Raw genomic sequence first — 13,529 nt, forward strand, 5'->3', positions numbered from 1 at the left:
CCGGCCCACCACCTCGCTACCGCGCCTGCAGCGCCTCGCGCAGGCGCTCGCACCTGGCCAGGCCGAACTCGACCAGGGCGGGCCGCTCCTCGGCGACCCGCCGGAGCAGATCGGCGGCCTCGCGGACGGCGGCGCGGGCCGGTTCGAGGTCGGTGCCGGTGATCCGGCGGACCTCGGCGAACAGGAAGAGGGCGTCGGCCAGCAGCAGGCCGCTCGGGTCCTGGGCCTCGCGGATGAGCGCGACGGCCTGTGCCGTCGTCTCCGCCGCCTCCTCGGCCCGGCCGTCCCGGGCCTGGCAGAGCCCCAGCACGCTCATCGCCCCGGCGACCGGTGCCGGTCCGCGGCCGGGGTTGGCCAGGTGCAGCTGCCGGTGGACGGCGACGGCCTCGGCGGCGTCGGCGGTCGCCCCGGGCAGGGGCGGCTCCCGGTCGGCGCGGATCCGGGCGCGCAGCGCCAGGGCGTTGGCCACGATGCCCTCGAAGGCTTCCAGCCCGCTGCCCTTGATCGCCCGGGCCGACTCGACCGCACGGTCCATCACCTCCACCGCCGACGGGTCGCCGAGGTCGTCCAGCAGCCCGCCCCGAGTGGTCAGCGACATCGCGACCCCTGCGTGGCGCACGGGAGCGGTCTCCGGCATCCGTGCGAAGGCCTCGGCCGCCTGGTCCAGGGTCGCCAGCGCCTCGCCGCGCGCACCGGCCAGCCAGAGGACCGAGGCGTGGGAGCTCAGTGCGAGCGCCGGGCCGGGCAGGTGGGCGTCGTACTCGGGCCGCGGCATGCCGCGCCACAGCTCGACGGCCTCCGCGATGTGCGCCGCCGCCTCACTCCCCCGGCCCAACTGCTGCAGCACGTCGCCGTGTCCGGCCAGGGTTCGGGCGAGCGCCGCCCGCAGCTCGGGTGTGCGGCCCGCCTCCCACCGTGCCCGGTGGATCGCCAGCACCTCGGCCGCGACCTCCAGGCTCTCCGCCAGCCGCCCGGTGCCGGCGAGTTGGTACCGGAACCCGTCCAGGGTCACCAGCAGGTCCCGCTGGTGCCGGTCCGGATCGGTCCGGGCCAGTGCGCGCAGGGCCTCGACCACGGGCCGCAGTGCCGCCAGCGCCTCCTCCGGCCGCCCGGCCAGGCTCAGCAGCGCGCTCAGCCCGGAGAGCATGTCCGCCGACTCCGGCTGGGCCACCGTGGGCGTCACCGCCGTGACCGCCTCGACGGCCACCTCCGCCGCCTCCTCGCGCCGACCGGTCTCGTTCAGGCAGTACGCCCGGGTGGTGAGCAGCCTGGCGAGCAGCGGGGTGAACGCCTCGGGGTCCTCGGCCGCCAGCTCCCGGCAGATCCGCACCCCTTCCTCGCAGGCCGGCAGTCCCTCCGCCGGCCGCCCGGCATGGCGGTGCGCGCCCGCGATGTTGTTGAGGCAGCGGGCCAGGTCCGGCCGGGCCGCGCCGGCCAGCCGACCGGGGAGCGCCCGGTGGATGCGGACCGCCTGCTCGATCCGGAACAGCGCCTCCTCGGGCCGGCCGACCTTCTCCAGACCGAGCCCGAGGGTGCCGAGCGCCATCGCGTGGTCGGCCGCGTAGGCGTGGTCGAGGTCGAGGTGCAGCCTGGCGTAGATGGCGACCGCGCGTTCGGCCGCGCGGACCGCCTCCTCGAACCGCCCGATGTCGCGCAACTCGTTGGAGTGCGAGTTGAGGGTCATCGCCAGCGGCTCGCGGTAGGCCCCGGGCTGACGCTCCGCCAGTTCTTCGTAGATCTCCACCGCTTCGCTCACCACCGCCAGCGCCTCGGTGCTCCGGCCGACCCGGCTCAGGTCGATGGCGAGCGAGTTGAGCGCCTTGGCCAAGCCGTCGCGGTAGGCCGCCGGGCGCCCGGCGGCGAGCCGGCGGCGGATGGCCACCGACTCCTCGATCGCCCGCAGCCCCTCCTCGTCGCGCCCCGCGGTCCCGAGACAGGCCGCGTGCGTTCCCAGCACCACGACCAGCAGCGGGTCGAGAGCGTCCGGCTGCTTGCGGGCCAGCGGACGGAGCAGCGCCAGCGCCTGCCGACTCCGTTCCAGGCCCCGGGCGTTGCGGCCGATCCTGCGGTAGAGCAGCGCCAGGTTGTTGAGGCCGCGGGCCAGGTCGACGGCGGCCTGCGGATCGCCCGAGTCGGCCACCAGCCCTTCCAGACGCGAAACGACCTCCTCCCTGAGCGGCAGTGCCTCCGTCAGGTCGCCGAGTTCACCACAGACCAGAGCGAGTGTGCCGAGCGCGCTCGAGAGGTACCGGGGCTTCTCCAACCCATCGAGGGCGGCCAGTTCGCGGTGGAGCGCGACGGCCTCCTCGGCCGGTCCCCGGGCCTCGGCCGGGCGGCCCAGTTCGGCGAGGATCAGCGCCTGGTTGTTGAGGCACCCGGCGAGCTTGTTCCGAAGGGCCACCCGGTGCGGCGTCGCCTGTCCGCCACCGGCCAGGGCGGGCCGGAGCAGGGCGATGGCCTCTTCGACCGGCGTCAGTGCCGACTCCCACTCGCCGGTGTCGGTGTAGCGCCTGCAGAGTTCCCGGAGTGCGGTGACCAGCGCCAGCAGCTCCTGGCCACCCTCCGTGCCTTGCTCGCGCCGGTGGTCCACCAGCCGTTCCAGCAACCGCACCGCCCAGGGCCCGAGGTGGTAGGAGCTGTTCGGCAGCGCACCCAGCCACTCGTCCAGCCGATCCGCCCCGTTCCCCGGCGCATCCAGCAGCACCTCCAGCGCCTCCAGCAGCGGCTCCGGCCGCTCCACCTGCGGCACCACGGCGATCGCGGGCAGCGCCAGCCGGTCCGGGTGCTCGGCACAGAGACGGGTCACCCGCGGGCCCAGCCGCTCCCGCAGCGGCCGGTGGCCGGCGGCCCGGGTGAGCACGGTGAGCAGCCGCACGGCCGGTGCACCGTCGGCGCCGTCGACCAGCGCCGGCAGCAAGTGGCGCCGGTCCAGCACGCGCTGGCCGGCGAAGCGTTCGGCGAGCCGGTCCGGTTGAAGTCCGCCCCAGTGCGACGGGCCGTCGGCGGCGGGCGGGTAGGCGGCGGCGAGCCAGTCACCGACCGGCCCGCGCCGCCACTCGTCGGCCAGCCCGCGCACCCGGCGAAGCGCCTCGTCCAGCTCTGACGGACCGTCAGCTCCGAGGAGGATCGCGGCCGCCATGGCGTCCTTGAACAGCTCGGCCTCGGGCGCCTGTCGGGCGGTCACGCCGCGCGCGACCATCAGCCGGTGCCAATAGCCGTTCTCGTGGTCCAGCAGGCGGCTCTCGACGTCGTCCGGGTTGCCGCCGTGCGGTCCGGCGGCAGGCTCGGCGGCGTCCAGCAGGTCGGCCAGGGCGGTCATGTGCAGGGTCAGCGGGTTGGCGAATCCCGGGTCGCCGAGGTCGCGTTCGGGCAACGCGGCGGCGAGCACGGGCCACGGCGGCCGACCGTCCTGCGGCGGCAGCCGGTCCGCGAACGCCCGCGCCGCCGTCCGGTAGAGCGCGGGCCGATCACCGGGATGCTCGGCCAACGGCGGCAGAGCCTCCCGCCGGGCGGCCCACAGCACGTCGCGGGCCAGGCCGTTGGCGGAGCGGGCCTGCGCCCACCAGTCACCGTCGGTCCGCGCGATCAGCACCACCTTGAACGGTGTGGTGCGTTCCCTGGTGGCCGCCAGTAGCTCCGCCAGCTGGTCGATCCGGCTCTCGGCGTAGTCGAGCACCACCAGCATCCGGCGCGTGGTCTCCTGCAGCACGCCCAGGTCCTGGGGCTCCACCGGGTCGGCGGGGCGCAGCCAGACGGTCGTCCACCGCCCGTGGTCGGCCGCCGCGGTGAGGCGGTGGGCCAGCTCCCGGACCAGCCGGGTCTTGCCCTGGCCGCCGGGTCCGTGCACCAGCAGGGCCGCGACGCCGTCCTCCCGGCACCAGTCGAGCAGCTCCGCCAGCAGCTCGTCCCGCCCGTGGAAGCCGACCGCCTCGCGCTCCGGCCGCAGCAGCGCGGTCGGCGAGCCGTCCGCGCGCACCGGGCCCAGCGACTCATGGCTGACCAGGCGGTCGAACTCGGCGGGCTCCAACCGCGCGGAGTCCGCGCCGTACCTCGCCAGTGCCGCATGGAAGGAGGCGTCCCGCAGCAGCAGGTAGGCCGGCACGGCCTGGAGTTCGGCGTGCCCGGGGGTGCGCGTCTCGGCGACGAGCACCCCGACCAGCAGGCTGCCGTGGAACAGCGCGGCGCCGGAGAGTCCGCCCCAGGGCAGCTCCTTGCGCGGCCAGGCGTCCACGGAACCGTCCAGGGTGAACAGGTACCGGTCGCCGACGAATCCGCTGCCGGGGTCGACGGTGCCGGGCACCTGCCGCTGTTCGGTGTACGTCTTCCGGTTGCCCTCGCCGTCGAACTGGGCGAGTGCGGGCGCCCCCTGGGCGTCGCACCGCTGGTCGGCCAGGACCGTGACGAACTCGCCCCAACGGGTGCCGGCCGTGCCGGCCCACTGCCAGCGCTCGTCGGTGACGTGCAGCAGGGCGGCGTCCAGGCGGCCGGTGCCGCGCCAGACCACCGTCGCGGGCAGCGCGCCGCTGCCGGGCCGGAAGAGCCGCACCGTCCCTTCCGTGCCGACGACATGAGCCGCCGTCAGGATGAGCTGCGGGCCGATCGCATAGCCGGAGCCGGGACCGTTCGGCCCGTCGATCAGCACAACCCGGTCCTGGGTCATGTGTCCCCTTCAGCCGAGTGCGTCGGTCAGCGGCCCTGGTGCTCGCTGAGGTCGCCCGGGCCGGCGAGGGCGTCGGGCGAGCCGTGGATCAGCAGCTCGCCGCCGTCGCGCAGCTTCGGTGTCAGCGTGAACGAGACCCGGTGGGTCCGCCCGCGCGAGACGCCCGCCTCGGCTTCGGCCGAGACCGCCCAGACCCGGAACTTGCCGGCGGCCTTGGCATCCGCCCGCAGCTCGACCTCGAACTCCATCTCGATCGGGCCGACTTCGAAACCCAGATCGGAACTCGCCCCCCTGCTCTGGGCCTTCAGCAGCTCGTCCCGCACGGCCGCCACCGCGTCCGCGAGTTCGATGTCCACGTCGCTGTCCCCTCCCCTGGTCATCAGCGCCGCCGCACACGATAGCGGCTGCGGGACGACGGCACGGGGAGTCCACGGCGGAACATTTCTTGCGTCAAAAACAGTAAGTCTTGCGCAAAGAGCACGCTCTCTTGCTCTGACCCGACTCCGTCAATACGCTCCCGGGCAGAGCGCGGCCGCCGTCCACCCCACCTGCCGGCCGCCCTGTCTCCGGGATGGCCCATGACAGTCAGTCGTCGCACGTTCCTGTCCACCCTCTCCGCCGGTGCCGCCGGGCTCGCGGTCGGCGGGCTCGGTCTCAACAGCGCTGCGCAGGCGGCGAGTCCAGCCGGCGATGTGGTCGGGAAGGTCACCGTCGGGTACCAGGGCTGGTTCGCCTGCCCCGGCGACGGTGCGCCGATCGGTGCCTGGTGGCACTGGAGCCAGAACTGGTCCCAGGCGCCCTCGCCCAGCAACAACGTGATCAAGGCCTGGCCGGACTCCAGGGAGTTCAGCCGGACGTACCCGACCGCCTACCCGAACCTCGGCAGCGGGGCGCCGGCCACCCTGTTCTCCTCCTACGACCAGCAGACCATCGACACCCACCTCCAGTGGATGGCCCAGAACGGCTGCGACACCGCCGCGTTGCAGCGGTTCGACCCCAACGGCAGCGAGGGCCCGACCCGGGACGCCGTGACGGCCCGGCTGCGCAGCTCGGCGGAGGCGCACGGCGTCAAGTTCTACGTGATGTACGACGTCAGCGGCTGGACGGCGATGCAGTCCGAGATCAAGGCGGACTGGAGCGCGAAGATGTCCGCGCACACCGCCTCGCCCGCCTACGCCCGGCAGAACGGCAAACCGGTGGTCGGCATCTGGGGCTTCGGCTTCGACGACGCCAACCACCCCTGGGATCCGGCGGCCTGCGCCGATGTGATCGCCTGGTTCAAGTCCCAGGGCTGCTACGTGATGGGCGGGGTGCCGACCTGGTGGCGCACCGGCACCGGCGACTCGCGCGCCGGGTACCTGGACGTCTACCACTCCTTCGACATGCTCTCGCCCTGGATGGTCGGCCGGATCGGCACCGCCGCCGACGCGGACAACTTCTACACCAACGCCACCGTCCCGGACCTGGCCGACTGCGCCGCGCACGGCATCGACTACCAGCCGTGCGTGCTGCCCGGCGACCTGTCGGCCCGTCAGCGCGCCCACGGAGACTTCATGTGGCGGCAGTTCTACAACATGGCCCGGGCCGGGGTGAGCAGCGTCTACATCTCGATGTTCGACGAGTTCGGCGAGGGCAACCAGATCGCCAAGACCGCCGAGAACCAGAGCCAGCTGCCGGCCGGCTCCGGCCTGCTGGCGCTGGACGAGGACGGCACGGCCTGCTCCTCCGACTACTACCTGCGGCTCACCGCCGACGGCGGCCGGCTGCTCAAGGGCCGACTCGCCCTCACCGCGGTCCGCCCGACCCCGCCGGTGGTCGGCGGCAGCGGCGGCGGCAACCCGGACCTCGCCCTGCACCGGCCGGTCGCCGAGCGCGCCCACACCCAGGTCTACGCGGCGGCCAACGCGGTGGACGGCGATCCCAACAGCTACTGGGAGAGCGCCGACAACGCCTTCCCGCAGTGGCTGCAGGTGGACCTCGGCTCGGCCGTGACCACCCGCCGGATCGTACTCACCCTGCCGCCGTCCAGCGCCTGGGGCGCCCGCACCCAGACCGTCACAGTGCTGGGCAGCACCGACGGGAGCAGCTTCGGCACGGTGGTCGCCGCGGCCGGGTACCTGTTCGACCCGGCCACCGGCAACACCGCGACGATCGGCTACCCGTCCGGCGCCTCCGCCCGCTACCTGCGGCTGCTCTTCACCGCCAACACCGGCTGGCCGGCCGGGCAGGTCTCGGGCTTCTCGGTCTACGCCTCCTGACCTGCCCGCGCGGCAGCCCACGGCGGATCAACTGGCCTGGCCGGTCGGCATGATGGTGACCTGCTGCAGGTTGACCCGGGGCGGCAGCGCGGCCAGGAAGCCGACGGTCTCGGCGACGTCCTGGGAGGTCAGCCACTCCATGGTGTCCTTGGAGTCGGCCAGCCAGTCCAGCGCGCCCTGGTCGGTGACGTGGTCCTGCAGTTCGGTGCCGACGATGCCCGGCTCGATGGCCGACACCCGGACCTTCTTGGCGCCGAGCTCCGCCCGCAGGTGGCGGGAGAGGTGGCTGACGTAGGCCTTGGTGCCGCTGTAGACGGCGAAGTTGGGGAAGATGTTCTGCGCCGCGATGGAGGAGGTGTTGACCAGGTCGGCCACCCCGCGCTCGGCGGCGGCCCGGACCAGCTGCGGGGTGAAGGCGCCGATCGCGTTCATCAGGCCGCTGATGTTGAGGTCGATCTGCTGCTGCCACTGGTCGGTGGCCAGCTCCTCCAGCGGCGCCGGGAGCATCACCCCGGCGTTGTTGAAGAGCAGGTCGGCGTCGCCGAGTTCGGCGGCGATCCGGTCGGCGGCGGCGCGCAGGGCGGCCGCGTCGGTCACGTCCACCTCGATGGCCAGGGCGGTGCCGCCGTTCTTCTCGATCCGGGCGGCCAGCTCGGCGAGCCGGTCCGCCCGGCGGGCCAGCACGGCCACCTTGGCGCCCAGCGCGGCCAGGTGCTCGGCCGTCGCCTCGCCGATCCCGCTGGAGGCGCCGGTGACGACGGCGATCCGGCCGGTGAGGGTCCGGGCGGCGGCGGTGCCGCCGGTGGTGACAGGGGACTGCACGGACATGGGAGGTGCCTTTCGGGCTGTGGTTCTCGGTGGCTTCCGGCGACTGCCGCCGGGCACACACCAAGAACACCACCTGCCGAGGCCCCGCAGGGGGCCGCAGCATTCCCTGCCCGTGCGGGTAACGGGAGGACAGGTAACGGGAGAACAGGCAACGGGAGGACGGGTACCGCCGGGGCTGGTACCGGCGGTACCACCCAGCCCCACGCACCGTCAGCCCCCTTGCCGCACACTTGATCACATGGACCGTCACACCGAGATCGCCGACTTCCTGCGCCACCGCCGTGCCGCGATCACCCCCGAGCGCGCGGGGCTGCCGGCCGACGCCCGGCCCCGGCGGGTGCCGGGCCTGCGCCGTGACGAGGTGGCCCGGCTGGCCGGGGTCAGCACCGAGTACTACACCCGCCTCGAGCAGGGCCGCGCCCAGAACCCCTCCCCCGAGGTCTTCGAGGCCCTGGTCCGCGCCCTGCAGCTGGACGACTCGGAGCGCGAGCACCTGACCAACCTGCTCGCCCGCCCCGGCACCGCCCGCCGCACGCCCCCCGCCGCGCAGCGGGTGCGGCCCGGGCTCTACCTGATGCTGCAGACCCTGGACCACGTGCCCGCCCTGGTCACCGGCCGCCGCACCGACGTGCTGGCCGCCAACCGGCTGGCCCGCGCCGTGCTGACCGACTTCGACGCGCTGCCGGCCAACCGCCGCAACCTGGCCCGCTACTACCTGCTCGACCCGCTGGCCCGCGAGCGGGTGCACGACTGGGCGCGGATCGCCGCCGAGACGGTGGCGATCCTGCGCCTGGAGGCCGGCCGCTACCCGCAGGACCGTCAGCTCGCCGACCTGGTCGGCGAGCTGACGCTCAACTGCCCGGAGTTCACCACCTGGTGGAATGACCACCGGGTGCTGCGCCGCACCCACGGCAGCAAGACCTACCACCACCCGGTGGTCGGCGACCTGACCTTCTCCTACGAGTCCTTCCAGGTCCCGGGCGACGAGGACCAGTCGATCTGTGTCTACAACGTCGAGCCGGGCTCGCCGACGGCCGACGCGCTGCGGCTGCTGGAGAGCTGGACGGCGCCGCAGCAGCCGGCCCGCGACCCGACCGGGCGCCCCCGGGACTGAGCAGCTGCCGAATCGGGGGCGGGCGCCGGCTGGTGCGGCTCAGCGCCCGGCGGGCGCCATTCCCCGGGCCCGGGCGGTTTCTGACGCCTCGTCAGTCGCCAGCAGCTCCAACACCGCGAGCGCCCGCTCCGGTGCCACCGCGCCGGCGAGCACGCCGCCGGCGAAGGTGGAGCTGATCGCGGCCTCCCCCGGCAGCGGGCCGAGCACCAACACGCCCGGCAGGCCGGCCAGTTCGCTGCGCTGCTGGAAGGCCAGCGCCGCCTCGCCGGCGGCCAGCAGGCTGCCGACCGGGACGCCGGGCGGGGCCTGCACCAGGTCGAGCCGGTCGGTGAGCCCGTAGCGGGCGATCAGCTCCAGCACGGCCGTGCCGCTGGGGCCGGTGGAGTAGGCGATCCGGCCGGCCGCCGTCAGGGCCGCGCGCAGCTCGGCCTCGGTGCCGAGCGCGGGCGCGGGGGCGCCGACCGGGACGGCGGCCACCACCTGGGAGACCCAGAGCGGGCGGACGGTGCCGGGGCGCAGCCGGCCCTCGGCGGCCAGGGCGGCCAGCGCGTCCTCGGCCAGCACCAGCAGGTCGGCCTCGGCGCCCGCGCGGACCCGGCGGGCGATCTCCACCCCGCCGCCGGACTCGAACCGCAGCGGGATGCCGTGGCTGCGGCCGATCCGCTCGGACAGGTCGGCCAGCAGCTGCCGGGTGGCCATCGAGGACAGGCCGGTGATCTCGCGCTCCACGTCGCCTCGTCTCCGTTGAAGGGGGCTGTTGAAGGGGGCTGGGGTGTCCGGGTGATGGTACGGCCTGTCCGGGGACCGCCCGCCGCCGGTCTGCCAGACTGGCCGGATGAGCACACCCCGGAGCACGGCGGCCGGAAAGGTCCTGGAGATCCTCTCCGTCTTCGACCGCGAGCACTCCTCGCAGACCCTGTCGGAGATCGCCCAGCGCACCGGCCTCGCCCTGAGCACCACGCACCGGGTGGTCTCCGAGCTGGCCGCCTGGGGCGCGCTGGAGCGGGCCGAGGACGGCTCCTGGCACGTCGGGCTGCGGCTCTGGGAGATCGCCTCGGGCTGCCCGCGCACCCAGATCCTGCGGGACGCGGCGCTGCCGTTCATGCAGGACCTGTACGAGGCGACGCACGAGAACATCCAGCTCGCGGTGCGCGAGGGCACCGAGCTGGTCTTCGTGGAGCGGATCGCCGGGCACCGCTCGGTGGAGCTGCTGACCATGGTCGGCACCCGGTTCCCGATCGGCTCCACCGGCATGGGCCGGGTGCTGCTGGCGCACGCGCCACGGGAGTTGCAGGAGGAGGTGCTGGCGGCGCCGCTGCGGGCCTGGACCCCGCACACCGTGACCGATCCCAAGCTGCTCCGCGCCCAGTTGGACCGGATCCGCCGCGAGCAGGTCTTCGTCAGCGACCGGCAGCTGTCGGCGAGCACGGTGGCGGTGGCCGCGCCGGTGCGGACCGGGCGGACCGGGCCGGTCGGCGCCACCCTGGGGATCGTGATCGCGGCGCGGGACGCCGACCGGGCGCGCGGGCTGCGCGAGCCGCTGCTGCGGGCGGCGGCCGGGATCTCCGAGGAGCTGGGGCGGCGCGCCGGCAGCGCCTCCTGAGCGAGTCTTCCGCCGCCGCTTCCGCCTGACGGAAACACCGGCGACCGGGTGGCGCTCCTGCTGTCAGCGTTCGGGGTGTTCACCACCCTGCCGCTCAGGAGTTGCCATGGCCGATGCCGTCATCGACACCGTCACGCCGGTCCCCGTCGCGATCGTCGGTGCGGGCCCGGCGGGCCTGATGCTGGCGCACCTGCTGGGCCGAGCCGGCGTCGAGACCGTGGTGCTGGACACCCGGACCCGCCGGGAGATCGAGACCACCCACCGGGCCGGCATCCTGGAGGCCGACGCCGCACGGGACTTGGTGGAGAGCGGGGTCTCCGACCGGATCCTGCGCGAGGGCGACGAGCACCACGGGGTCGAGCTGCGGTTCGGCGGCCGCGCGCACCGGATCGACTTCGCCGAGCTGGTCGGCGCCTCGGTCTGGCTCTACCCGCAGACCGCCGTCTTCGCCGACCTCGCCGACGCCCGCCGGCGCGACGGCGGCACCGTGCACTTCGGGGTCCGCGACACCGAGGTGCTGGAGCCGGAGGGCCGCGAGCCGAAGGTCCGCTACACCGCCCCGGACGGCACCCGGCACGAGCTGCGGGCCCGCTACGTGGTCGGCGCGGACGGCTCCCGCGGCAGCTGCCGCGAGCTGGTGCCCGCACCGCACCGGGCGCGCTACGGCAAGGAGTACCCGTTCGCCTGGTTCGGCATCATGGCCGAGGCGCCCGCGAGTGCGCCCGAGCTGGTCTACGCCCACTCCGAACACGGCTTCGCGCTGATCAGCCAGCGGACCGAGACCGTGCAGCGGATGTACTTCCAGTGCGACGCCCGGGAGTCCGCGGCCGACTGGCCGGACGAGCGGATCTGGCAGACCCTCCAGGAGCGGGTGGCCGGGCAGGACGGCTTCCGGCTCACCGAGGGTTCGATCACCGAGAAGACCGTGCTGCGGTTCCGCTCCTTCGTCCAGCAGCCGATGCGCTGGGGTTCGCTGCTGCTGGCGGGCGACGCGGCGCACACCGTGCCGCCGACCGGCGCCCGCGGCCTCAACCTGGCCCTGCACGACGTCAGGGTGCTGGCCCCGGTGCTGCTGCGCGCGCTCGGCGCCGAGGGCCCGGACGCGCTGGACGCCTACCAGCCGCTCGCCCTGCAACGCGTCTGGCGGGCGCAGAACTTCTCCTGCTGGATGACCCAGCTGCTGCACACCGCGCCCGGCGGCACGGCCTTCGACCTGCGGCGCCAGCTCGGCGAGCTGGACAACGTGGTGGGCACCCGGGCCGGCCGCGCCTACCTGGCCGAGCAGTACACCGGCTGGCCCACCCACCACTGACCCCTGGAGCGGAACCCGATGATCATCGACTGCCACGGCCACTTCACCACCGCCCCACCGCAGTTGGCCCACTGGCGGGAGCGCCAGGTGGCCGCCGCCGAGCACCGCGCCGCCGCCCCGGACCCCGACGGGCTGGTGATCACCGACGAGGAGCTGCGCGAGGCGATCGAGCGCAACCAGCTGAGGCTGATGGACGAGCGCGGCAGCGACCTGACGGTCTTCTCGCCCCGGGCCAGCTTCATGGCCCACCACATCGGCGACTTCCAGGTCTCCGCGGTCTGGGCCCGGATCTGCAACGACCTGGTCCACCGGGTCAGCGCCCTCTACCCGGACCGGTTCGCCATGGGCGCCATGCTGCCGCAGTCCCCCGGCGTCGACCCGGCCAGCTGCCTGCCGGAACTTCGGCGCGCGGTGGAGGAGTTGGGCGCCGTCACGGTCAACCTCAACCCCGACCCCTCGGGCGGCCGGTGGACCGCGCCGCCGCTCACCGACCGCAGCTGGTACCCGCTCTACGAGGCGATGGCCGGGTACGACATCCCGGCGATGATCCACGTCAGCACCTCCTGCAACCCGGCCTTCCACACCACCGGCGCGCACTACCTCAACGCCGACACCACCGCCTTCATGCAGCTCGTCCAGGGCGACCTGTTCCGGGACCTCCCGACACTCAGGTTCGTCATCCCGCACGGCGGCGGCGCGGTGCCCTACCACTGGGGCCGGTTCCGCGGCCTGGCCATGGCGCTCGGCCGGCCGGACCCGGAGGCGCTGCTGGAGAACGTCTTCTTCGACACCTGTGTCTACCACCAGCCCGGCATCGACCTGCTCACCCGGGTGATCCCCAGCAGCTCGGTGCTCTTCGCCAGCGAGATGATCGGCGCCGTCCGGGACATCGACCCGCGCACCGGCCACCACTTCGACGACACCCGGCGCTACGTCGACGCCACCGAGAACCTGACGGACCGTCAGCGAGCCGAGGTCTACGCCGGGAACGCCCTGCGCGTCTACCCCCGGCTGGCCGCCCGGCTCGCCGCGGCCGGCCGCTGAGACCCCACGGAGGAACCGATGGAGCACACCGAGATCGGCGTCGTGCACACCTCGATCACCCGCGCCGACCCGGCAGCCGTCGCCGCGCTCTCCGCCTTCGGCGTGGCGACGGTGCACGAGGCGATGGGCCGAGTCGGCCTGCTGCGCCCCTACCTGCGCCCGGTCTACCCCAAGGCGCGCCTGTCCGGCACCGCGGTGACCGTGCTGCTGCAGCCCGGCGACAACTGGATGCTGCACGTGGCCGCCGAGCAGATCCGGCCGGGCGACGTGGTGGTGGCGGCCTGCACCACGGAGAGCGAGGACGGCTTCTTCGGCGAGCTGCTGGCCACCTCCTTCCGGGCCCGCGGCTGCGCGGGCCTGGTGATCGACGGCGGGGTGCGGGACGTGGCCGAGCTGGAGCAGCTGGACTTCCCGGTCTTCGCCCGCGCGGTCAACGCCAAGGGCACGGTGAAGGCCACCCTCGGCTCGGTCAACGTGCCGGTGGTCTGCGCCAACGCGCTCGTCCGGCCCGGCGACGTGGTGCTGGCCGACACCGACGGCGTGGTGGTGGTGCCGCGCGAGCGGGCCGCCGAGGTGGCCCGGACCGCCGCGGAGCGGGAGGCGAACGAGGCCGGCAAGCGCGAGCGGTTCCGCGCGGGCGAACTGGGTCTGGACATGTACGGGATGCGCGAAGAGCTGGCGAAGCTCGGTCTGCGCTACCAGGATTGAGG

10 protein-coding genes are annotated in these 13,529 nt (G+C 74.2%); 6 read left to right on the forward strand and 4 right to left on the reverse strand.

From position 1 onward, the window contains the following. Nucleotides 1-16 precede the first annotated feature (16 nt). Nucleotides 17-4,660, reverse strand: a complete 4,644-nt coding sequence (locus ACFYNO_RS25720) for a tetratricopeptide repeat protein (protein ID WP_388016965.1) — start codon at nucleotides 4,658-4,660, stop codon at nucleotides 17-19. A 26-nt stretch (nucleotides 4,661-4,686) separates the two neighbouring features. Further along, nucleotides 4,687-5,040, reverse strand: coding sequence for a trypco2 family protein (locus ACFYNO_RS25725; RefSeq protein WP_388016968.1), 354 nt, complete (start codon nucleotides 5,038-5,040; stop codon nucleotides 4,687-4,689). 198 nt (nucleotides 5,041-5,238) lie between these two features. Here ACFYNO_RS25725 and ACFYNO_RS25730 point away from each other — a divergent pair, with 198 nt between their 5' ends. Continuing rightward, nucleotides 5,239-6,918, forward strand: a complete 1,680-nt coding sequence (locus ACFYNO_RS25730) for a discoidin domain-containing protein (RefSeq protein ID WP_388016971.1) — start codon at nucleotides 5,239-5,241, stop codon at nucleotides 6,916-6,918. 27 nt (nucleotides 6,919-6,945) lie between these two features. On the opposite strand, the gene ACFYNO_RS25735 is transcribed toward ACFYNO_RS25730, so the two are convergent. After that, nucleotides 6,946-7,746, reverse strand: a complete 801-nt coding sequence (locus ACFYNO_RS25735) for an SDR family oxidoreductase (protein ID WP_388016974.1) — start codon at nucleotides 7,744-7,746, stop codon at nucleotides 6,946-6,948. A gap of 238 nt (nucleotides 7,747-7,984) precedes the next feature. On the opposite strand from ACFYNO_RS25735, the gene ACFYNO_RS25740 reads away from it, so the two are divergent. Next, nucleotides 7,985-8,860, forward strand: a complete 876-nt coding sequence (locus tag ACFYNO_RS25740; protein ID WP_388016977.1) for a helix-turn-helix transcriptional regulator — start codon at nucleotides 7,985-7,987, stop codon at nucleotides 8,858-8,860. Nucleotides 8,861-8,899: 39 nt separating this feature from the next. Here ACFYNO_RS25740 and ACFYNO_RS25745 read toward each other — a convergent pair whose 3' ends face one another. After that, entirely contained in the window at nucleotides 8,900-9,589 is a 690-nt protein-coding gene (locus tag ACFYNO_RS25745) for a substrate-binding domain-containing protein (RefSeq protein WP_388016980.1), read from the reverse strand. A 106-nt stretch (nucleotides 9,590-9,695) separates the two neighbouring features. Here ACFYNO_RS25745 and ACFYNO_RS25750 point away from each other — a divergent pair, with 106 nt between their 5' ends. The 4 genes from ACFYNO_RS25750 (at nucleotide 9,696) to ligK (ending at nucleotide 13,527) form a co-directional block, all read left to right on the forward strand. Then, nucleotides 9,696-10,463 carry an IclR family transcriptional regulator gene (locus ACFYNO_RS25750; protein WP_388016983.1) on the forward strand — a complete coding sequence of 256 codons (768 nt, stop codon included), beginning with the start codon at nucleotides 9,696-9,698 and terminating at the stop codon, nucleotides 10,461-10,463. A gap of 106 nt (nucleotides 10,464-10,569) precedes the next feature. Continuing rightward, nucleotides 10,570-11,775: a 4-hydroxybenzoate 3-monooxygenase gene (locus tag ACFYNO_RS25755; RefSeq protein ID WP_388016986.1), complete on the forward strand. Its 1,206-nt coding sequence runs from the start codon at nucleotides 10,570-10,572 to the stop codon at nucleotides 11,773-11,775. Between the two features lie 18 nt (nucleotides 11,776-11,793). Beyond that, nucleotides 11,794-12,819, forward strand: coding sequence for an amidohydrolase family protein (locus ACFYNO_RS25760; protein WP_388016989.1), 1,026 nt, complete (start codon nucleotides 11,794-11,796; stop codon nucleotides 12,817-12,819). 18 nt (nucleotides 12,820-12,837) lie between these two features. After that, nucleotides 12,838-13,527 (forward strand): 4-carboxy-4-hydroxy-2-oxoadipate aldolase/oxaloacetate decarboxylase, encoded by a 690-nt coding sequence (gene ligK, locus ACFYNO_RS25765; RefSeq protein WP_388016992.1) that lies wholly within the window; start codon nucleotides 12,838-12,840, stop codon nucleotides 13,525-13,527. The last annotated feature ends 2 nt before the right edge of the window (nucleotides 13,528-13,529 follow it).

Origin of the sequence: Kitasatospora sp. NPDC006697 (genome assembly GCF_042869935.1) — a bacterium.
Taxonomy (GTDB): domain Bacteria; phylum Actinomycetota; class Actinomycetes; order Streptomycetales; family Streptomycetaceae; genus Kitasatospora.